At 42.7% G+C, this 21820-nt stretch carries 23 protein-coding genes and 1 tRNA gene; 2 read left to right on the forward strand and 22 right to left on the reverse strand.

Annotated features, from left to right (window positions below; genetic code table 11):
- Positions 1-270 precede the first annotated feature (270 nt).
- From eno to rpoN, 8 genes are all read right to left on the reverse strand, one after another.
- Positions 271-1569, reverse strand: a complete 1299-nt coding sequence (gene eno / locus AC59HZ_RS22195) for a phosphopyruvate hydratase (protein ID WP_496547933.1) — start codon at positions 1567-1569, stop codon at positions 271-273.
- Between the two features lie 25 nt (positions 1570-1594).
- Positions 1595-3127, reverse strand: a complete 1533-nt coding sequence (gene gpmI, locus AC59HZ_RS22200) for a 2,3-bisphosphoglycerate-independent phosphoglycerate mutase (RefSeq protein ID WP_496547934.1) — start codon at positions 3125-3127, stop codon at positions 1595-1597.
- Positions 3120-3881: a triose-phosphate isomerase gene (tpiA, locus tag AC59HZ_RS22205; RefSeq protein WP_496547935.1), complete on the reverse strand. Its 762-nt coding sequence runs from the start codon at positions 3879-3881 to the stop codon at positions 3120-3122. Before tpiA ends, gpmI begins: the two co-directional genes overlap by 8 nt.
- A gap of 28 nt (positions 3882-3909) precedes the next feature.
- A complete protein-coding gene (locus AC59HZ_RS22210) occupies positions 3910-5094 on the reverse strand; it encodes a phosphoglycerate kinase (RefSeq protein ID WP_496547936.1) in 1185 nt (394 codons plus the stop codon).
- 123 nt (positions 5095-5217) lie between these two features.
- Positions 5218-6225 (reverse strand): type I glyceraldehyde-3-phosphate dehydrogenase, encoded by a 1008-nt coding sequence (gap, locus tag AC59HZ_RS22215; RefSeq protein ID WP_496547937.1) that lies wholly within the window; start codon positions 6223-6225, stop codon positions 5218-5220.
- A gap of 51 nt (positions 6226-6276) precedes the next feature.
- Positions 6277-7299 carry a sugar-binding transcriptional regulator gene (locus AC59HZ_RS22220; protein ID WP_496548003.1) on the reverse strand — a complete coding sequence of 341 codons (1023 nt, stop codon included), beginning with the start codon at positions 7297-7299 and terminating at the stop codon, positions 6277-6279.
- Positions 7300-7432: 133 nt separating this feature from the next.
- The gene (locus tag AC59HZ_RS22225) at positions 7433-7684 is read right to left on the reverse strand and encodes a glutaredoxin family protein (RefSeq protein ID WP_496547938.1); all 252 of its coding nucleotides are present in this window, start codon (positions 7682-7684) and stop codon (positions 7433-7435) included.
- Between the two features lie 15 nt (positions 7685-7699).
- Entirely contained in the window at positions 7700-9028 is a 1329-nt protein-coding gene (rpoN, locus tag AC59HZ_RS22230) for an RNA polymerase factor sigma-54 (RefSeq protein ID WP_496547939.1), read from the reverse strand.
- Between the two features lie 125 nt (positions 9029-9153).
- On the opposite strand from rpoN, the gene AC59HZ_RS22235 reads away from it, so the two are divergent.
- Positions 9154-9366, forward strand: a complete 213-nt coding sequence (locus AC59HZ_RS22235) for a helix-turn-helix domain-containing protein (RefSeq protein ID WP_496547940.1) — start codon at positions 9154-9156, stop codon at positions 9364-9366.
- A 37-nt stretch (positions 9367-9403) separates the two neighbouring features.
- Here the strand turns inward: AC59HZ_RS22235 and AC59HZ_RS22240 are convergent.
- Positions 9404-9475: transfer RNA gene (locus AC59HZ_RS22240), tRNA-Arg, on the reverse strand.
- Positions 9476-9682: 207 nt separating this feature from the next.
- Here AC59HZ_RS22240 and clpP point away from each other — a divergent pair.
- Positions 9683-10288 (forward strand): ATP-dependent Clp endopeptidase proteolytic subunit ClpP, encoded by a 606-nt coding sequence (gene clpP / locus AC59HZ_RS22245; RefSeq protein WP_430064680.1) that lies wholly within the window; start codon positions 9683-9685, stop codon positions 10286-10288.
- 378 nt (positions 10289-10666) lie between these two features.
- Here the strand turns inward: clpP and AC59HZ_RS22250 are convergent, their stop codons facing one another.
- From AC59HZ_RS22250 to hisD, 13 genes are all read right to left on the reverse strand, one after another.
- On the reverse strand, positions 10667-10924 hold the full coding sequence (locus AC59HZ_RS22250) for an HPr family phosphocarrier protein (protein ID WP_496547941.1): 258 nt from the start codon (positions 10922-10924) through the stop codon (positions 10667-10669).
- Positions 10925-11003: 79 nt separating this feature from the next.
- Positions 11004-11942 (reverse strand): DNA-binding protein WhiA, encoded by a 939-nt coding sequence (gene whiA / locus AC59HZ_RS22255; protein WP_496547942.1) that lies wholly within the window; start codon positions 11940-11942, stop codon positions 11004-11006.
- Between the two features lie 57 nt (positions 11943-11999).
- The gene (locus tag AC59HZ_RS22260; RefSeq protein WP_496547943.1) at positions 12000-12983 is read right to left on the reverse strand and encodes a gluconeogenesis factor YvcK family protein; all 984 of its coding nucleotides are present in this window, start codon (positions 12981-12983) and stop codon (positions 12000-12002) included.
- On the reverse strand, positions 12980-13873 hold the full coding sequence (gene rapZ / locus AC59HZ_RS22265; RefSeq protein WP_496547944.1) for an RNase adapter RapZ: 894 nt from the start codon (positions 13871-13873) through the stop codon (positions 12980-12982). Before rapZ ends, AC59HZ_RS22260 begins: the two co-directional genes overlap by 4 nt.
- Positions 13874-13891: 18 nt before the next feature.
- Positions 13892-14359, reverse strand: a complete 468-nt coding sequence (locus tag AC59HZ_RS22270; RefSeq protein WP_496547945.1) for an 8-oxo-dGTP diphosphatase — start codon at positions 14357-14359, stop codon at positions 13892-13894.
- 423 nt (positions 14360-14782) lie between these two features.
- Positions 14783-15733, reverse strand: coding sequence for a thioredoxin-disulfide reductase (gene trxB, locus AC59HZ_RS22275; RefSeq protein WP_496547946.1), 951 nt, complete (start codon positions 15731-15733; stop codon positions 14783-14785).
- Positions 15734-15836: 103 nt separating this feature from the next.
- Complete coding sequence (locus tag AC59HZ_RS22280) at positions 15837-17324, reverse strand: tetratricopeptide repeat protein (protein ID WP_496547947.1); 1488 nt, start codon at positions 17322-17324, stop codon at positions 15837-15839.
- A gap of 248 nt (positions 17325-17572) precedes the next feature.
- Positions 17573-18190, reverse strand: coding sequence for a bifunctional phosphoribosyl-AMP cyclohydrolase/phosphoribosyl-ATP diphosphatase HisIE (hisIE, locus tag AC59HZ_RS22285; RefSeq protein ID WP_496547948.1), 618 nt, complete (start codon positions 18188-18190; stop codon positions 17573-17575).
- The gene (gene hisF / locus AC59HZ_RS22290) at positions 18187-18948 is read right to left on the reverse strand and encodes an imidazole glycerol phosphate synthase subunit HisF (protein ID WP_496547949.1); all 762 of its coding nucleotides are present in this window, start codon (positions 18946-18948) and stop codon (positions 18187-18189) included. Before hisF ends, hisIE begins: the two co-directional genes overlap by 4 nt.
- Positions 18945-19676 carry a 1-(5-phosphoribosyl)-5-[(5-phosphoribosylamino)methylideneamino]imidazole-4-carboxamide isomerase gene (gene hisA, locus AC59HZ_RS22295; RefSeq protein WP_430064690.1) on the reverse strand — a complete coding sequence of 244 codons (732 nt, stop codon included), beginning with the start codon at positions 19674-19676 and terminating at the stop codon, positions 18945-18947. Before hisA ends, hisF begins: the two co-directional genes overlap by 4 nt.
- Positions 19673-20302, reverse strand: a complete 630-nt coding sequence (hisH, locus tag AC59HZ_RS22300; protein ID WP_496547950.1) for an imidazole glycerol phosphate synthase subunit HisH — start codon at positions 20300-20302, stop codon at positions 19673-19675. Before hisH ends, hisA begins: the two co-directional genes overlap by 4 nt.
- A gap of 177 nt (positions 20303-20479) precedes the next feature.
- Positions 20480-21067: an imidazoleglycerol-phosphate dehydratase HisB gene (hisB, locus tag AC59HZ_RS22305; protein ID WP_496547951.1), complete on the reverse strand. Its 588-nt coding sequence runs from the start codon at positions 21065-21067 to the stop codon at positions 20480-20482.
- A 41-nt stretch (positions 21068-21108) separates the two neighbouring features.
- On the reverse strand, positions 21109-21820 hold a 712-nt coding region (gene hisD, locus AC59HZ_RS22310), incomplete at its 5' end, for a histidinol dehydrogenase (protein WP_496547952.1).

A 21820-nucleotide genomic window follows, 5' to 3' on the forward strand; every position in this document is an offset into this window, starting at 1 on the left:
AACTGGTTATTTCCCTGCTTTTTTATTCCAAAAGCTCTGTTAAACTTTGTTGTTGATTTACGCTCCAGGCGCTTCGCTTTCCGCGGGCGTTCCGGGGAGCCTCCTCGGCCTAAAGCGCCTGTGGGGTCTCCCCTGTCCCGTACTCCCGCAGGAGTCTTCGCGCCTTCCGCTCCAATCAACATTGTTAAAAATCACAATGGACTTTAACACAGCCATCCCAAAAAAAAGCAAAACCCTTGCCCAATGTGAGCAAGGGTTTTTTTATAAAAATTACTTCTTAAGATTGTAGAATGATTTAAAACCGTTGTATTGGCTTGTTTCACCTAATTGGTCTTCAATGCGAAGCAATTGGTTGTATTTTGCCACACGGTCTGTACGTGAAGGAGCACCAGTCTTGATTTGACCTGCGTTCGTTGCAACGGCAATGTCAGCGATTGTGTTGTCTTCTGTTTCACCAGAGCGGTGGGAAATTACAGCTGTGTAACCAGCGCGTTTTGCCATTTCAATCGCATCAAACGTTTCAGTAAGAGTACCGATTTGGTTAACTTTGATTAGGATGGCGTTGCCAATTCCTTTTTCAATTCCTTCAGCTAACTTTTTAGTGTTAGTAACAAATAAATCGTCACCCACTAATTGAACCTTTTTGCCAAGACGCTCGGTTAATAGCTTGTGGCCTTCCCAGTCGTTTTCGTCTAAGCCGTCTTCGATTGAAATGATTGGGTATTTAGAGCAAAGTTCTGCATACCAATCAACCATTTCTGCAGAAGTCTTCACAACACCTTCGCCTGCAAGATGGTATTTTCCATCTTCTTTATTGTAGAACTCAGAGGATGCAGCATCCATTGCAAGCATGACTTCTTCGCCAGGCTTGTAGCCGGCTTTTTCGATTGCTTCTACAATGGTTTGAAGTGCTTCCTCGTTTGAACCAAGGTTTGGTGCAAAGCCGCCTTCATCACCAACAGCAGTGTTAAGGCCTTTAGATTTTAAAACTGATTTTAAGCTATGGAAAATTTCTGCACCCATGCGAAGTGCTTCTTTAAAGCTTGGAGCACCTACTGGCATAACCATGAATTCTTGAATGTCCACATTGTTATCTGCATGCTCGCCGCCGTTTACGATGTTCATCATAGGCACAGGAAGCTGCTTAGCGTTGACGCCGCCAAGGTATTGGTATAAAGGAATATCTAAGTAGTTTGCAGCCGCATGAGCAACCGCCATAGAGACACCAAGGATGGCATTAGCACCTAATTTACCTTTGTTGTCTGTGCCGTCAAGCTCGATTAGAGCGTTATCAACAGCCACTTGATCAAGGACGCTGAACTCTTCACCAACAAGCATTGGAGCAATAATTTCGTTTACATTGTCAACCGCTTTAAGAACACCTTTTCCAAGGTAGCGTTCTTTGTCGCCGTCACGAAGCTCAACAGCTTCGTATTCACCTGTTGAAGCACCGCTTGGAACTAAAGCTCGGCCAAAAGCGCCTGATTCAGTGAAAACTTCAACTTCAACTGTAGGATTACCGCGGGAATCTAATACTTCACGTGCATATACATCAGCAATAAATGGCATTTGTTTTTCTCTCCTTAAAATTGGATTATTTTATTAAAGATGTACCAGTCATTTCTGCTGGTTTTTCCACATTTAATAAGTCTAACATGGTTGGCGCTAAATCCCCAAGGATTCCGCCTTCACGTAGATCTACACCTTGTTTTGTTACGATAACCGGTACAGGATTTGTTGTGTGAGCTGTCATTGGCTCGCCTTCCAAAGTTATTACTTCGTCTGCATTGCCATGGTCAGCTGTAATGATGGCTGTGCCGCCTTTTTCAAGGATTAAATCGACAATTTTTCCTAAGCATTCATCAACGGTTTCGATCGCCTTAATGGTAGGCTCAAGCATCCCTGAATGCCCGACCATATCTGGATTGGCAAAATTTAAGATAATGGCATCAAATTTATCATTTTGAATTTCATTTAGAAGCGCATCCGTTACTTCAAAAGCACTCATTTCCGGCTTAAGGTCATAGGTTGCAACCTTTGGAGAGTTGATTAAAATCCGTTCTTCGCCAGGGAACTTAGCTTCACGACCACCGCTCATAAAGAAGGTGACATGCGGATATTTTTCTGTTTCCGCGATCCGCAGCTGCTTCAAATTATTCTGCGACAGCACTTCGCCTAAAGTATTGTCCAAGTTACTCGGTTTAAAAGCAACATAACCATTGACCGATTCACTGAAGTGGGTTAAGCACACAAAGAACAGATCCTTCGGATGCTTTGGTCCGCGGTCAAACGCACGGAAATCTTCGTTCGTGAACGTGTTCGAAATTTGAATCGCACGGTCTGGACGGAAGTTATAGAAAATAACAGCATCATTGTTTTGAATAGTGGCAACTGGCTGGCCATCTTCTTTTGTGATCACCGATGGAAGCACGAATTCGTCAAAGATTCCATGTGAGTAGGAATCCTCCACTACCTCTAACGGATTGCTATAAGTTGGTCCCTCACCGTATACCATCGAACGATAGGACTTTTCGACGCGCTCCCAGCGCTTGTCCCTGTCCATGGAATAGTATCTTCCAGAAATGGTGGCGAATTCGCCGACACCATACTCCTTCATTTTATCCAGTGTCTGCTGAATATATTTTGCAGCAGTCTTCGGACCGACATCACGGCCATCAAGAAAGGCATGAACATAAACTTTTTCCACGCCTTCTTCTTTAGCCAGCTTAAGCAAGGCAAACATATGGCTGATGTGGCTGTGAACACCACCGTCAGATAGTAAACCGAATAAATGAAGGGCTGTACCGTTTTTCTTTACATGTTCCATGGCACCGGTAAAGGTTTCATTTTTTTCAAATTCACCTTCGCGGATGGCAATGTTCACACGTGTTAAGCTTTGATAAACAGTGCGGCCGGCACCGATATTCAAGTGCCCAACCTCGGAGTTTCCCATTTGTCCTTCAGGAAGACCGACCGCCTCACCTGAAGCTGTTAAGTGGGAATGTGGGTAGGTGCTCCAAAACCGGTCAAAATTTGGTTTTTTCGACTGCGCCACGGCATTCCCTTTCGTCTCGCCCCTGCATCCAAAGCCATCGAGGATGATCAGAGCAACTGGAGATTTACTCATACTTTCCTGCCTCCAGTAATTGCAAGAATGATTGTGCTTCAAGGCTTGCGCCGCCTACTAATGCACCATCAATATCTGGCTCTGCCATATATTCTTTAATATTTTCCGGCTTTACGCTGCCGCCATATTGAATTCTTACTACGTCGGCAACATCTTGTGAAAATTGCTGAGCAATTACTTGACGGATATGGGCACATACTTCATTGGCATCTTTAGAAGTGGAAGATTTACCTGTTCCAATTGCCCAAATCGGTTCGTAAGCAATGACCGTTTGTTTCACTTGATCGTCTGTTAGACCAGCTAGTGCCTTTGCAACCTGGTCACCGACTAATTGGTTTGTTTCACCGTTTTCACGCTGTTCTAACGTTTCGCCGCAGCATACGATTGGAGTTAAGTTGTATTTAAAGGCCGCAAGAGTTTTCTTGTTAACAGATTCATCCGTTTCATTGAACATTTCACGGCGTTCAGAGTGTCCAATAATCACATAGTGTACACCAAGGTCAGCAAGTGCCTTAGGGCTGATTTCTCCCGTAAACGCACCGCTTTCTTCAAAGTGCATGTTTTGAGCACCAATTTTCACATCGCTGCCTGCAGTAACTTCTAATAGGCTTTGTAAAAATAAAGCAGGTGCACAAATGACTGAATCCATCTTGTCTGGAGCTGGTACAAGTCCTTTTACTTCTTCTGCAAAGCTTTTTGCTTCCGAAATGGTTTTGTTCATTTTCCAGTTTCCTGCAATGATCGGTTTACGCATTGAGGCACATCCTTTCTGGTGAAAAAAATTATTTATCGTTCAAGGCCACAACGCCTGGCAATGCTTTGCCTTCCATAAACTCAAGTGAGGCACCGCCGCCTGTGGAAATATGGCTCATTTTTTCCGCTAAATTAAACTTTTCAACTGCTGCTGCAGAATCTCCGCCACCGATAACAGAAAAAGCGCCTTCTGCTTCCGCAAGTGCTTCTGCAACTTCTTTTGTTCCGCCAGCAAATTTATCGATTTCAAACACACCCATAGGTCCGTTCCAAATCACTAGCTTGGATTTTTGAATGACATCACGATAGATTTCTGCCGTTTTTGGTCCAATATCAAGAGCTTCCCAGTCAGCAGGAATTTCATCGATTGAGACTTCTTTAGTGTTAGCATCTGCAGAGAAATCATCAGCAACAATGGCGTCAACTGGCATGTAGAAGTTAACACCTTTCGCCTTTGCTTTTTCCATAAACGACTTAGCAAGGTCGATTTTATCTGCTTCTAGAAGAGATTTCCCGATTTCATGACCTTGTGCTTTTACAAATGTATAAGCAAGGCCGCCGCCAATAATTAAGTTATCTACTAGTTCTAGGAGATTTTCAATTACACCAATCTTATCCTTTACTTTCGCACCACCGATTATCGCTGTAAAAGGACGCTCTGGATTGGAAAGAGCCTTACCAAGTACTTCAAGTTCTTTTTCCATTAAAAAGCCAGATACAGCTGGAAGATAGTGAGCTACTCCTTCAGTTGAAGCATGGGCACGGTGTGCAGCGCCAAAGGCATCATTCACATAAACATCAGCAAGTTCAGCAAATGATTTGGCAAGTTCCGGATCATTCTTTTCTTCACCAGGATAGAAACGAACATTTTCAAGCAGAAGAACGTCGCCTTCGTTCATGGTATCAATCGTTGCCTTAACCGAATCACCATAAGCTTCATCCGCCTTTTTCACTTCTTTGCCAAGAAGCTCAGACAGTCTAACACCAACTGGAGTCAAGCGCATCTCTTCAACAACTTTACCCTTCGGACGGCCAAAATGGCTCGCTAAAATCACCTTTGCACCATTGTCTACTAAATACTGAATCGTTGGCAATGCGGCACGGATTCGTGTTTCATCCGTAATTCTTCCATCTTGCATTGGAACGTTGAAATCAACCCGGCAAAATACGCGTTTGCCTTTTACATCGACATCTTTTAAGGTTTTCTTGTTCAAGTAAAGGACCTCCCACATATGTAAGTGACGTGCAATAAAAAAGGAGAGGGGGAATCCTCCCCACTCCCCTTGGAATACCATTAACCATTATAAATGATTTATCGTTGGAAATTCAATCCAATATTATAGTCCTTTTGAAGCAATATAATCTACTAAGTCAACAACACGGTTTGAGTAACCAACTTCGTTGTCGTACCAAGATAATACTTTTACCATGTTGCCTTCAAGAACCATTGTAGACAATGCATCAATTGTAGAAGAAGCAGTGCTTCCGTTAAAGTCTGTAGAAACTAATGGAAGCTCAGTGTAAGCTAAAATACCTTTTAATGGGCCTTCAGCCGCTGCTTTTAATGCTCCGTTGATTTCATCAGCCGTTACTTCTTTTTCTAATTCAGCAACTAAGTCTACAACAGAAACGTTTGGAGTTGGAACGCGCATTGCCATACCGTTTAATTTACCCTTTAATTCTGGTAAAACTAGAGCAACCGCTTTTGCTGCACCCGTTGTTGTTGGGATCATGTTTTCAGCAGCAGCACGTGCACGACGGTAGTCTTTATGTGGCAGGTCAAGGATTTGTTGGTCATTTGTGTATGAGTGAACAGTTGTCATCATACCGCGCTTGATTCCAAAAGTATCGTTTAACACTTTAGCAAATGGCGCTAAGCAGTTTGTTGTACAAGAAGCGTTTGAAAGTACGTGGTGGTTATCCGCATCGTACTTGTCTTCGTTAACACCCATAACGATTGTGATATCTTCGTTTGATGCTGGAGCAGAAATGATGACTTTCTTAGCACCTGCTTCAAGATGTTTCGCAGCATCTTCACGCTTTGTGAAACGTCCAGTTGATTCAACGACTACATCTACACCAAGGTCGCCCCAGCCAAGCTGTGCAGGGTCGCGCTCAGCGATAACCTTTACTTTGTGTCCGCCAACAACTAAGTATTCACCGTCAACTGTTACATCTTCAGCAAGAGTTCCGTGAACAGTATCATATTTTAAAAGATGAGCAAGCATATTTGCATCTGTTAAATCGTTAATTGCCACGATTTCCACATTGTTATGTTTTAATGCCGCACGAAATACGTTACGACCAATACGTCCAAATCCATTAATACCAACTTTAACTGCCATGATAAAATTCCTCCTTTTATTTGGGTAAAGATGTATATTTTTCAAAAGGATTTACCCTTTCAATAACCTGGTTGCGACACCTTCATCGGTGATTAAGATCGTCGATGCCGGCGCTTGTTTCATATAGGCCTTGATTGCTTTAGCCTTTGAGGCTCCCCCTGCGACCGCAATCACGTTTGGAATGTTTGCCAAGTCTTCAAGCTGGAGACCAATCGTCAGAACCTTGTGGACAATCTCGCCTTCCTCATTAAAATAGTACCCAAATGCTTCTGAGGCAGCTTTTTCCTGTTCAAGCTTTTTTAAGATGCCAGGACTGCTTTTTCGCCTTCTGGCCATTGTGATAGCATCTCCTATTCCGTGAAGAACCATGCTAGCTGACCTAATCAGGTTTAAAACCTCATGAATGTCAGGTTCCTTAATCAGGGATTCATAAATCTCCATACTGACTTGGTCAGGAACATAAAAGACGCGATGCTTAGAATGAGTGTTTTGAGACATAATCGAGCTGATCGTGTTTGCTTGATTATGGACATCCTCCCCCACTCCGCCGCGGGCAGGAACAAACAATAATTCCTTATTCGAAAACTCTGGCGAAAGTCTATCTGCAACAGCCGCCATCGTGGACCCGCCCGTTACTGCGATGATATTTTTTCCTTCAAGAAGCCTTTTCATACAGGCTGCGCATGCCTTGCCAAGCTCTCCTTTTACCATAGAGGACTCATCACTATCACCGGGTACAATAATAACTTTTCGAATGCCAAGCCGGTGTTTTAATTCCAGCTCCATGACATCCATACCCTTTAATTCACGCATGAGGCCTTCCAAATCTTCTAGTAAATTTTTCCCTTCGTCAGTTAAACTCATTCCAACGTTGTTGATGTAAATAAGATTCTGATCTTTGAGGAAGTCTACTTCACTACGAAGAATTCTTTCGGTAAAGCCAAGGCTAACAGCTAAACTTCTTCTTCCTACCGGCTGCATAAATCCTATGTAACGCAGGATAGAATAACGTTTCTGCAGGACCTGAAGGAAATCGGGTAATAATCTTTTTGTGATATCGATGAATGACTGCATGATTACCATGCTCCTTTATAATATGTTGCTGGGCAAAAAATGTCCACCCTAGACATATTATGTCCCACCGGATCCAAAAAAAATTCACCCTTGCTACATTTTCATTGTAACAGGAGTGAAAACCTATTTCAACTTATAAATCCGCCTTTTTTTCCTGTAAACGGTTACTTATGTCAAATTTGTTAACCATACCATAGGCAACCTCTTCCCCATCGAGATGAACAACAGGAATCATCAACCCGTAAAGCTCGGTTAATTCATCACTTTGTTCGATATCCATTTCTTTGAGTTCGAAATCCCACTCCTCTTTAAGTTCAAGAAGTACTGCCTTTGCCTTTTCACAAAGCGGGCAGCGATTTCTAGTATATAACGTAATTTGCGGCATTGATTTTTTCCTTCCTTAGTTAAATCTTTTTCTTTTTGATGAGGACGGGATTCCCAGCTGGTCGCGGTATTTGGCAATGGTCCGCCTCGAAACTACGATTCCCTCTTCCGTCTTCAATTGTTCCACAATTTCCTGATCCGATAGCGGTTTTTCTTTATTCTCTTTTTCTATCAGCCTGCTAATGGCATTTTTCACTTGAGTTGAAGAGGTATTTTCATCCTCTGAGACCGTTTGGATTGTACTGGTGAAAAAGGATTTTAACGTAACGGTTCCTACTGGTGTTTGCACGTATTTTTCCCTTACAGCACGGCTGACGGTCGATTCATGAATGTCTAGTTCCGCTGCCACTTCCTTCATCGTCATCGGCACTAAATATTGTGCGCCTTTTTGAAAAAAAGCAGGCTGCTTCTCAACAATCTTTCCTACAACCTTTGTCAGTGTTTCTTTCCGCTGTTCAATGCTCTTTAAGATCCATTGGTAATCCTGGAATTTTTCCTGTAAAAAACGGCTTACCTGAGTATCCTGGTCTTTGAATTTTTTATAGTAGGTCTCATTGAAGCTTATCCTTGGAATCGGATCATCAAACATCCGAACAGATAAACCTTCCTCAGTTTGCTCAATAATTGCATCGGGCGTAATGTAGGCAGCACTAGCAGTTCCCCCGGTTAAAATCGCTGCAGGCTTTGGATTAAGAACCTGAATTTCATCGAAAACATCTTGAATTTCTTTTAAAGTAACCTTAAGCTCTTTTGATATTTGCTTCCATTTCTTTTCAGCGAAAGGAACAAAATAGTTAGCAATAATATTAAGGGCAAGCTCATTATTAGGATTTTGATAATAAATTTGCATCAAGAGGCATTCTTGTAGGTTTCTTGCACCAATTCCCGCTGGTTCTAACGTTTGCAGTACGGCTAAACATTCCTCTACTAATTCCTCTGATACCTTTAGGTTTTCAGCAATTTGGCTGAAGTCGCCAAAGAAGTAACCGTTTTCATCTAGATTCTGTATAAGATGGCGAATGACTCTTAATTGGTCCGCCGACAATTTTTTTATGTTTAATTGAGAAATTAATTGCTCTTCTAACGAAAATTTCTTTTCGGCAATTTGGTCGATCCAGTCTTTTTCTTCTTTTTGATGTTTGCGGCGATTTCGATCGATAAGGGGATTCATAGGCTTTACATTCGCATGCTCCACTTGAATCAGGGGATTTTCTAGCGCCTTATTTTCCAAAAAAGCACTCAGTTCCTGCGCTGAATATTGCAATAATGCTATCGCCTGGGACAATTCTTGCGTCATCGCGAGTTTTAATGTTTGCTGTTGCCATAATCCTGCCTTTAAATTCATGTTAATCTCTCCCCCTTATTATCTATTTTACATGAAAGAGGGGATTTGGGGTATGGAAATTGGCAACCAGCTATTTATATTTACCGCATTATCGATATATTTATAATAAAGGAGTGGTTTATGAGATGAAGAAGATTCATTGTCATTTAAAAGATTTACTTAATGAAAGAAATATGTCACAAGAGGAAATAGCTGGTCTTTCAAAAGTAAATGAGACTATCATTGATTCACTTTATAATAATGAGCTTAACACTATTTTAAAAAAAGAAATCGTCCAGATTGCTGAAGCTCTTAATATTGAGGATATTTCACAGTTATTTTCAATAATTGAAAAATAAAAACCCCCTGTTTGCGAAAAACAGAGGGCTTTCATGACGCGCTCGGAGGGAATCGAACCCCCATTTTAAGAACCGGAATCTTACGTGCTATCCGTTGCACCACGAGCGCAAAATTATTAACGACTTACATATTATATGCCAGATTCTTTCACTTTGCAAGTATACAATGGGTTTAAAATGAACTAATCTGGATAAGATGAATTAGGGAAAGCTGTCGAACTTTTTTAAAGTCAAACTGTTTGACCTTTATTGACCATCCAGTGTATGATAACAATACATAATGTTTTTACCTTTTCTAATCAAAGGAGGAAGAAAAATGAATTTGATCCCTACAGTAATCGAACAAACGAACCGGGGCGAAAGAGCATATGACATCTATTCCCGTCTGTTAAAAGACCGGATCATCATGCTTGGAAGCGCCATTGATGATCATGTAGCAAACAGCATTGTTGCTCAATTATTATTCCTTGAAGCTGATAACCCAGAAAAAGATATATCCCTATATATCAACAGCCCTGGCGGAAGTATTACTGCCGGTATGGCGATTTATGATACTATGCAGTTCATTAAACCAAACGTGCAAACAATCTGTATCGGTATGGCTGCATCCATGGGTGCATTCCTTCTTGCAGCAGGTGAAAAAGGAAAGCGCTATGCCCTTCCGAATGCTGAAGTTATGATTCACCAGCCACTAGGCGGTGCACAAGGACAGGCAACGGAAATCGAAATTGCTGCTAAGCGCATCCTCTTCCTTCGTGAAAAATTAAATGGAATTCTTGCTGAGCGCACTGGCCAGCCGCTTGAAGTGCTCCAAAAGGATACTGACCGCGATAACTTCATGACTGCTGAACGTGCGAAAGAATATGGTCTAGTTGACCACATTATTACTCGTAATTCTCTGGATGATAAAACGAAAAAATAATTGTTTTGAGCAATCGGCTTTGGAGCCGGTTGCTTTTTTATTTAGGTGGCAGCAGGGGGGCTTTTAGGTGCCCTTCTAATTACCGTGGAAGGCTTTTTTCTTTGGTCAGAGGCATTAGAAGACCTTCCTAATTACCGTAGCACCCCTTTTTCTTCGTGCATGGGGCATTAGGAGACCTCCCTAATTACCGTAGCACCCCTTTTTCTTCGTGCACGGTGTATTAGGAGACCTTCCTAATTACCGCGGCACTCTTTTTTCTTCGAGCATGGGCACTAAGGGCTTCTCTTTATTGGTGGATTTTCATGCAATATGATCATAGAAAATCCTCATAATAGCAAAAAGAGGCTTGGCACGCTAATGAGCCAAACCCCTTTTCTATTATTGTTCCTTCTGAATAAAATCAGCTAAAGCATGGATGGCGTTTTCTTCGTCATCGCCGTCTGCAATAATATTAATCACAACACCTGAGCCGACTGCTAAGCTCATTAAGCCCATGATGCTTTTGGCATTTACTTTCTTGCCATCCTTCTCTAGAAAAATATCGGCAGAAAACCTGTTGGCTTCCTGGACAAAAAGGGCCGCTGGGCGCGCTTGAAGTCCTGTTCTCAATTTAACTTCTACTTCTTTCACTAGCATAATCATATTCCTCCTCATTTTTTTCTATATATATCTTTGAAGCTTATTCAAAATTTCACAAACTATTCTAGTTTCTAACTTACATTTCCCCAACACGTAGCTTCTCGGCGATTTCATCAATTTTTCTTAAGCGATGATTGATGCCAGATTTACTGATAGTGCCACCGGAGACCATTTCACCAAGTTCTTTTAAGGTCACATCGGTATAATTTAAACGAAGCTCGGCAATTTCTCTTAGTTTTTCCGGTAGGATTTGCAATCCGACTGTCTGATCGATAAAGCGGATATTATCGACCTGCCTGATCGAGGCTCCAATCGTTTTGTTGAGATTTGCGGTTTCGCAATTGACAAGACGATTAACAGAATTCCGCATATCCCTAACAATTCTTACGTCCTCAAAGCGGAGCAGGGCATTATGGGCACCGATGATATTTAAAAACTCGGTGATTTTCTCTGCTTCCTTTAAATAAGTAATATAGCCTTTTTTCCGCTCAAGTGTTTTACTGTTAAGACCAAATGTATTCATTAATTCGCACAAAGAATCATTATGTTCTTTATAGAGCGAAGCAATTTCTAAATGATAGGAAGACGTTTCCGGATTATTGACAGAACCTCCGGCGAGAAAGGCACCACGTAGGTAAGAACGCTTACAACACTTCTTTTTGATAAGCTCCGGTGCAATATCATGAATAAAGGTAAACCCTTCACCAATAATTTTCGTGTCCTCGAGAATCTCCTTCGCCTGATCGGATAAACGCACAATATAGACATTGTTCTTTTTCAGGCGCATCTTTTTTCGTACTAGCAATTCTACCTGGACTTGGTAGCTTTTTTTCAATAAGGTATAAATTCTTCTGGCAATCGCAGCATTTTCGGTTTGAATATCGACAACTAACTTGCGATTTGAAAAGGAAAGGGAACCGTTCATGCGGATTAAAGCCGAGAGCTCTGCATGAATACAGCACGTTTTCACTTCCAAGTTAGTTAATTCCTTTTTCGTTTCCGAAGCGAAAGACATTCCCCTCACCCCAATCACTTACTTTATTAAAAAACTTTTTTAATGTGCATACCTTATTTACGCTTCATACCGCTTTTTGGTTTCAGTAATCAGCAAATTATATAAAATTTTCGCCACTTTTTTGGGATCATGCCGGAGTGCCCCATTTTCTAAATAAGCGATATCGGCATGAACGACCTCAATGCCAAGTTCGAATAACTCCGGCAAATCGTATGGCACCGGCTGGGCAAGCTCTTCCTTGTAGCGGAGCTGTACATCCGGCGGAACTTCTTCATTATTCACAAGAATAGTATCAATATAGGCGCAGCTCATGTGATCATAAAGAGCCTTTACATGGTCGCTGGCGGAATACCCATGTGTTTCTCCAGCCTGTGTCATCAAATTACAGATATACACCTTTTTAGCATGTGAACGGCACACTTCATCCCCTAAACGGGGAACAAGCAGATTAGGCAATATACTAGTATACAAGCTTCCCGGGCCGATGATAATTAAATCAGCCTGCCGGATCGCTTGAATCGTTTCTGGTAATGGACGAATTTTGGTTGGAGTCAAAAATACCTTTTTGATTTTTTTACCAGAGTAAGGAATTTTCGATTCTCCCGACACAATCGTGCCATCTTCCATTTCTGCATGCAAAATCACACTTTGATTCGCGGCTGGCAATACTTTACCACGAACATTCAAGATCTTACTCATTTCTTGAATGGCATGAACAAAATTACCGGTAATTGAGGTCATTGCTGCCAGGATTAAATTTCCCAGCGAATGTCCCGAAAGCTCATTCGATGTTTTAAAGCGATGCTGAAACATTTCCTCAACAAGAGGTTCAACATCGGAAAGGGATGCTAAAACATTGCGAATGTCACCTGGAGGAGGGATATGCAGGTCCTCGCGCAGCCGTCCGGAGCTTCCCCCGTCATCGGCAACTGTCACAATGGCGGTAATATCAACAGGATACTGCTTTAAACCACGCAATAATACCGGTAATCCTGTCCCCCCGCCAATGACGACAATGCGAGGCTGTCTTAACTCTCTCATGTTGTTTTATCCTTTCTCCTCTCAATGTCACGGTGTGAAATACAAGTCTTGTAATCATTTTGGAAAAAGCGTCCAATATATTCAGCTAAGGCCACGGAACGGTGCTGCCCGCCTGTACAGCCAATGGCAATCACCAGCTGGGCCTTCCCTTCCCGCTTATAATGCGGAAGCATGAAACTTAGCAAATCCGTAACTTTTTCCAAAAATTTATGCGTCTCATTCCATTTCAAAACATAATTGGAGACTTCTTCATCCAGCCCAGTTTTCGGACGCATATGGTCGATATAGTGTGGGTTCGGCAAGAAGCGTACATCGAAAACAAGATCCGCATCAATCGGAATCCCATGCTTAAAGCCAAACGACATGACATTGACAGTAAAGATTTGTTGTTTATTCGCGGTAAATTCCGTTAATATCTTCTCACGTAATTCACGTGGTTTCATCTGGGAAGTGTTGTAAATTAATTGGGCACGCCCTTTTAACTCTTCAAGGAGCTCCCGTTCAAGAGTGATTCCTTCCAATGGAGAACCAGATGGTGCAAGCGGATGTGAGCGTCTGGTTTCTTTATACCGTCGGACTAAGGTTGCATCATCCGAATCTAAAAATAAAATCTGCGGATTCACCCAGGAAGTTTCTGCCAGATCATCTAAGGCTTTAAAAAGGTGGTCGAAAAATTCTCTTCCTCTTAAGTCCATGACAAGGGCTACTTTATTCATTTTATTCCCTGATTCCTTCATAAGTTCAAGGAATTTCGGAAGCAATGTAGGAGGTAAATTGTCGACACAGAAGAACCCCAAATCTTCAAAGCTTTGAATTGCTACTGTTTTTCCAGCTCCGGACATTCCTGTAATAATGACCATCTGAGTGTCGCTTGTCGAACCGGTACTCATTTCAATTCCCCCTGTTATTTAACTTGGATCTAATCGGTAACTGATTAGTGCAAAATCTTTTGTATACGTAAAAGTACCGTAAATGATTCCTTTTCCATGAATCATGTAATCAATAATATGATAATCACCGGCGGCCATTGGCAGATTTTTAATTTGATTGATAGGATGCCACTCCAGTTTTCCTTCTTCAGATTCATCCAAATCCAGTCCATCAGAATCGACAGCCACGAAGGTGAACATCATCCATTCAGATAAAAGCTGGTCGCCTTCTTTCATGATGAAGGTAAAAATTCCTTTTAATTGTGGGTTTTTTAAGTATACTCCCGTTTCTTCACGGTATTCTCTGATGCAAGAGTCCCGCACCGACTCGCCTGGCTCCATTTTCCCGCCCGGAGCAACCCACCAGCCGCGCCTCGGTTTCTGCAGCAACAATACTTTATCGTCTCTTTTTAATACGCAATTGGTGACACGCTGCACAATACACACCTTCTTTTATAAAGCGAAAGAGCCTTGGCCAAGGAAAAAAGCAGTTCAATTTTTCCCTGGGGAGACAAGCATAAGACGAGCCGGCAGGAAGGTTGTTCTTTAACCTTCATGCCGGATTGGCTTAGACCAGAGATCCCTTAGGCGCTGTAGCTAGATTGCTCATCCTAATATAATTCATTTCATTATACTATTTTTAGGATGCAGTCACAATGAATACAAAATCGATATTTCTGTTAATTTTTATCGGGGTAAACTTTATTTTGCAGGAAACAAAAAAAAGAGCGCAGGCTGCTGGACCTGCGCTGGAAAAGGTATATATTTTAAAGGGGGTCAATTTACCTTATCATACCTTATCAATATTTCACCATTGTTACAGGAGAGTTAAAACCGAGTTACTTTTTTGGAAGCGTTTTCCATGCCCGCTTATTGTTTTAATTTCATTTCTTCCTTTAATTCTTCTACATAATGCGCGGCACTTGATGCAGCGATGCTGCCGTCACCGGTAGCTGTAACAATCTGGCGAAGTGTTTTTTCGCGTATATCCCCAGCTGCAAAAATTCCCGGAACCTTCGTTTCCATTAACTCATTTGTTTCAATATATCCATTTTCATTTGTAATTCCAAGGCTCTCAAATGGCTTCGAGAGTGGCACCATTCCGATATAAATAAATACACCATCTGCAGGAAGTTCCTTTTCCTCGCCATTTTCCGTCGAAACTAGCGTGACGCTGCCAACTTTACCATTTGTGTCATTAATCGATTTAATCGTATGGTTCCAGATAAAATCAATTTTTTCGTTAGCAAAAGCACGGTCTTGAAGAATTTTTTGCGCCCGCAGCTGATCACGGCGATGAACGATGGTAACTTTAGAGGCGAAGCGGGTTAAGTAAACTCCTTCTTCGACTGCAGAGTCGCCGCCTCCGATAACATAAAGCTCTTTACCTTTGAAGAAGGCTCCGTCACAAACCGCACAATAGGAAACGCCGCGTCCGCCAAGTTCTTTTTCGCCGGGTACACCGACTTTTTTATACTCTGCACCAGTTGAAATAATCACGGAATAGGCTTTATATTGCTTAGAACCAGCTGTCACAACCTTATAATCGCCTTGGTCAACAATTTCTTTAATATCGCCATAGGCATATTCAGCACCAAACTTTTTCGCATGCTCGAACATTTTGGTCGATAAATCAGGACCTAAGATGCTCTCAAAACCGGGATAGTTTTCTACGTCTTCGGTATTGGCCATCTGACCGCCTGGCATGCCGCGCTCAATCATAAGCGTGGAAAGATTTGCACGTGATGTATAAACAGCCGCTGTCATCCCCGCAGGACCAGCACCGGCAATAATAACGTCATAAATTTTTTCTTCAGACATGCTGTATCACTCCTTAAATAAAAAGACGATTAAGTTTAGTATTTCCAACTTAATCGTATAAAACAATGATATTATAGTCTAATTTTATGCTCAAATAGACAGCCTAGTTAAGATAGTCATTCACTAATTTTACATATTTTCCGATAGTGGCCGCCGATACTCCGTAGCGACCAGCAATCTCCTGCTGAGACACTTTTTCACTGCGCATTTTATGCCAGACATACTCGACTGCGGCTGCCCAGGCCCGTTTATTTTTCAAATGGACATTTGCTTTGGAAACTTCAATGAAAACCGAAAACCACATGAGGTACAGCCCAGCCTCAATGGTGCCAATCGGCTGATGGTTTTCATAAAAAATCTCAGCAATTTCTTGGGCATCAGCTGCCACCGTTGGTCTTCCAGAGCGGATAAGGGAAATATATTCTTTTTCCAAGGCAGTGAATTTTTGATTTTGAATCAATCTTTTTGAAGTGAGGATTTCCTCTTTTTTATCGGAAACGGTTGTTAGGAAAAGGGCAAATAAGCGCTCTTCGGCATAGTCACTTTCGAGTTTTTGAAAAATGGATCCGGAATGGTCCTCAAAGCCGGCTGCGTGTTCCATATTCCAAGGCTCAGTACCCTCTTTATCAGGATTGATCTCTATAACTTTTTTCCAAATATTGATGGCAAAGGTTTCATTACCAGTGTAATACGCAGAGTAAGATAACCAGTAATAAAACGGTCCGTCACCATTAAAACCATGCTTATAGAGCTTTTTCAACCATAAGTAGGAATGTTCATATTCGCCGACCAAAGCGAAAGAGGCACCTAATTTAAATTGATGCTCGCTCAGCATCGGTTGAATTTTTTTCAAGACTTCAAGCAGATTTGTAACGTTTTCGGCTTGACCTTGATAATGAGCAAACACCAGCATGTTGCAAAGTGCATGCAGATTCCCAGGATTGCGCTCCAGGACATCGTCAAGGATGGCTTTGGCCTTTTCCGCCTTCCCTAAGTAAAAATAGGCGAGTGCCAAGTTGTTATAGGCAGACCAGTATTCCGGATATTCTTTGACGACATCGTTTAACAGTTCGATTGCCTTTGGAAAGTATCCTGACTCCAGCAGGTCGCGGGCCTGTTCCTGTTTGACAATCAGATCATCCTCTTCATAAAGCTCTTCCTCAAACTCATCGGATTCAAGCGTAAGCAGTTCAAGCAAATCCTCTGTGTCCTCGGAAAAATCACCATCCGGGTCAAGCTGCAAATATAGCTTGGCATGGTGATAAGCATCTTTAAAAAATCCCAAATGGGCATAATTATTTGCTAAAAAGTAGTGGCACTCCACCATTTCTGAATCCAGTTCTTCAAGGATGAGATGCAAGAGCCGGTTGGAATTTTCAAATTCGCCAAGTTCTGTTGACACGATCGCCAACTGGCATGTAATCATCGGTTCACCCGGCTCAAGCTGTATCGCTCGCCCAAGATATTTTTTTGCTTTATTAAAATCACGTCGATGGTATGCCTTTAAACCTTTCGTGAAATAATATTCCCCCGTTGGAACAAATGTAAGGATTTTCCCCTTTTGAATTCTTGCCTTTGCGTCTTTAACCATGAAGTCCTCCATCATCCTTTAATAACTAATGTAGTATAACATATATCCGAGTTGTCCGAGAAGGGATTCGTTATAGAATTCATCCGAGTGAATTCGCTATTTCCACCTGATTTCCAACATTTGTAGAATCCGATATTATTTTTGTAGAATTTGGACCAGTTTTTGTAGAAAGCAGCCTAATTTTTTGTAGAATGAATATCTATTTTCGTGGAATTCTGCTGTTATTTTGTATAAAAAAACCGATCCCATTAGGACCGGTCCTTGTGTCTTTCTTCTAATGTCCGCAGCACTTCGCGGAATGGCAGCCCCTGTTCCACTAACAAGACCTGCAGGTGGTATAGTAAATCCGCCGCTTCCCAACGAAGCTCTTCTTGATCGCGATTTTTCGCGGCAATAATAACCTCGGCCGCCTCTTCTCCGACTTTTTTCAATATTTTATCAACGCCTTTTTCAAAAAGGTAAGTTGTATACGCTCCTTCAGGCCGCTCCTGTTCGCGCTCCAAAATGACTTTTTCTAGCGTTTGTAAAATCTGATAGTCCGCAAGGTTTGTTTTTCGATCCAAAACGCCTTCAGAAAAACAGCTGACCGCACCAGTATGGCAGGCAGGCCCTTTTGGGTATACAAGAACCAGTAAGGCATCCTGATCACAGTCATAGTTGATGCTGACAACCTTTTGCGTATTGCCGCTTGTCGCTCCCTTATGCCACAATTCCTGGCGGGAGCGGCTGTAAAACCACGTTTCTCCCGTTTCAATCGTTTTGGCGAGCGATTCCTCGTTCATATAGGCAAGTGTCAACACTTCTTTCGTTCCGGCATCCTGAATAATTGCAGGCACAAGGCCCTTTTCATCAAATCGAACATTCATCGAACGGTCACTCCTTTTTCCTGCAAATAGCTTTTGACTTCATGAACAGAGGTTTCTTTATAATGAAATATAGAGGCTGCGAGAGCCGCATCGGCTTTCCCATTTACGAACGCTTCTTCAAAATGACGGGCATTTCCGGCACCACCGGAGGCAATTACAGGAATTGTTACTGCTTCACTTACAGCTTTTGTTAGTGAAAGATCGAATCCATTTTTCTCGCCATCACTATCCATGCTCGTTAATAAAATTTCTCCTGCGCCCAGATCTGCCGCTTCCCTCGCCCACTCGATTACTTTTTTATCAGTGGGCTTTCGACCGCCGTGGGTATAGACACGCCATTCACCTAGTTCTTCGTCAAACTTGGCATCAATGGCCACGACGATACATTGCGAGCCAAAGAAATCGGCACCTTCCTTGATTAATTCAGGACTTAAAACAGCAGCTGTATTCAGAGAAACCTTATCAGCGCCGGCTCGGAGAATCCGCTTCATATCTTCTAATGCATTAATGCCTCCGCCAACTGTGAATGGAATCGCGAGTTCAGAGGCGACTGCTTTGACGACTTCGACCATTGTTTTTCTGCCTTCAACCGAAGCTGAGATATCGAGAAACACTAGCTCGTCTGCCCCTTGTTCATCGTAAAATCGTGCAAGCTCGACTGGATCTCCGGCATCACGAAGCTGTACGAACTGGATCCCCTTTACGACCCGGCCATCCTTTACATCAAGGCAGGGAATGATTCGTTTGGTTAATGTCATTTTGCCCCCACCTCTTCCAGCGCTTCCTTCAAGGTAAAACGGTTTTCATAAAGGGCTTTACCAACGATAGCCCCGCCAATACCGTTTTCTTCAGACAAAGCCTTTAAATCTGCAAGACTGCTGACTCCGCCTGAGGCAATGACATTTTTTCCTGTTACTTCAGCCATTTCACAAACAGCGGCAATATTAGGACCTTTTAACGTGCCATCTGTTGCAATATCGGTAAATATAAATGTTTCCGCACCGGCGTCAGCAAAGCGTTTGCCGAGGTCCACAGCCTTCAGTTCGGAAGTATCGATCCAGCCGTGTGTAGCTACATAGCCATTTTTTGCATCAATCCCTACAGCAATCTTTGCGCCGTATTTTTTAATCATATCAATGGCAAACTCAGGATTAGAAACGGCAATACTTCCGATGATGACTCGGTCAACACCATTTTCAAGATAATGGAGAATATCTCCCTCAGAACGAATACCGCCGCCAATCTGAATTTTTACCTTGTTTAGGTTTTGGGCAGCCTCAATCACGAAACGGTCATTGACGCGCTTGCCATCTTTCGCACCGTCAAGATCAACCATATGAATCCACTCGGCCCCTTCCGCAGCAAAGCGCTGCGCCATATCAAACGGCGAATCGCCGTAAATCGTTTCCTTGCCATAGTCCCCCTGAAGAAGACGGACGCAGTTTCCCCCGCGCATATCAATCGCCGGATAAATCGTGATGCTCATCGAATTGCCTTCCTTTCTTCTACCAATTTTAAAAAATTATTGAGAAGGGCCATCCCCAGCTTGCTGCTTTTTTCAGGATGAAATTGCATCCCGAAAATATTATCCCTGCCAACAACCGCTGAAACTTGTTCATGGTAGTCAGCCTTTGCGAGGAGCACTTCGGAAGAATTTTCAGCATTTACAAAATAGGAATGCACAAAATACACATAATCTTCCTCAAGGTTTTTAAGTAAGGGTGATTCTTTTACGAATTCTAGTCTATTCCAGCCCATATGGGGAACCTTATACAATTCACCTTCAGAGGTTCTGCCTGGGAAACGTTGAACCTTCCCTGGAAGTAAACCCAGCCCGTCGGTTAAGCCATTTTCTTCACTTTGCTCAAACAAGAGCTGCATGCCGAGGCAGATGCCGAGCAGCGGTTTACCAGTCACGGCAAATTCCTTGATCATATCAGCCGGCAGCCGCTCCATCGCATCGCGGAACGCACCGACTCCCGGAAGCAGTAATGCATCTGCCTGCAGCAATTTATTCTGATCAGCGGAAATAAAATAATCAGCACCTAACCGTTCGAGCGCCTTGCTAACGCTGAAAAGATTTCCCATACCGTAATCCACAATGCCAATCATTCTTTACAACATTCCTTTCATCGTGCCTTTTCATAGTGCCTGACACCCTCCGTGGACAATTCACTATATTTGTACATATGGAGAGGACATTACATTTTTTTCGCCATAATCTTTGTCCTTTCCAGGTGGACAAATCATGTGATATGTCTTTTTGTGGTGCCTGACACCATCTGTTTTCTATAACATACCTTTTGTGGATGGAACTCCTTTGATGCGTGGGTCGATGGTGGTTGCTTCATCTAGGGCACGTCCCAATGCTTTAAAAACAGCTTCGATCATATGATGTGTATTTTTACCGTAATGAACTATTACATGGAGGTTCATTCGTGCTTCAAGGGCGAGCTTCCAAAGAAATTCATGAACTAGTTCGGTGTCAAAGGTTCCAACCTTTTGCGACGGGAATTCCGCACGTATTTCGAAGTGCGGTCGGTTGCTGAGGTCCACGACGACCTGTGCTAATGCATCGTCCATTGGAACAAAGGCATTTCCATAGCGCTTGATACCGCGTTTATCGCCTAGTGCCTCGCGAAGCGTATGTCCTAAACAAATCCCAATATCTTCAGTTGTATGATGGTCATCTACTTCAATATCGCCTTTTGCATCAACCGTTAGATTGAATTGACCGTGTTTTGTAAACAAATCGAGCATATGGTCCATAAAAGGCACGCCCGTTTCAAGATTGGAGCGGCCTTCCCCGTCAATCGCTAACGATAGCTGAATCTTTGTTTCATTTGTATTTCGTTCAATGTTTGCTACTCTTTCCATGAGATGAGTATCCCCCTTGAATTATGTAGTTTCGCAAAAACCTATTTACGGTCGTTTTCTAATCTTATTTCGACGGCACGGGCGTGGGCCTCGAGCCCTTCCATCCGTGCAAACTGGGCAATTTTTGCCCCATTATCTTTTAAAGCTTTTTCACTATATATAATCACGCTAGATTTCTTTTGAAAATCATCTACGTTAAGAGGACTTGAGAACCGGGCTGTGCCATTGGTCGGCAGCACATGGTTCGGGCCGGCAAAATAATCACCGACAGGCTCAGAACTATAACGGCCGATAAAAATGGCTCCCGCGTGACGAATTTTTCCGAGCAGCTCCATTGCGTTTTCTGTAATGATCTCCAAGTGCTCCGGGGCCAGCTTGTTGACCGTTTCAACCGCATCCTCTATATTCGCTGTTACATAAATGACACCGTAATCGTTAATCGACTGGGCTGCAATGTCTTTCCGCGGCAGAAGCGCCAACTGCTTTTCAACTTCTTGTGAAACATCTTCAGCTAGTCTCTGTGAAGGAGTGACAAGAACACTGCAAGCACGCGGATCATGCTCAGCCTGTGATAAAAGGTCAGCCGCTACCTCGTCGGCCCGTGCTGTTTCATCTGCTAAAATAGCAATCTCACTTGGGCCGGCAATCATATCGATATCAACGTCGCCGTATACCTCACGTTTCGCCAGCGCCACATAAATATTTCCGGGGCCGGTAATTTTGTCAACGGAGGCGATGGACTCGGTTCCATAG

This window comes from Neobacillus sp. DZ-9, from assembly GCF_059587065.1.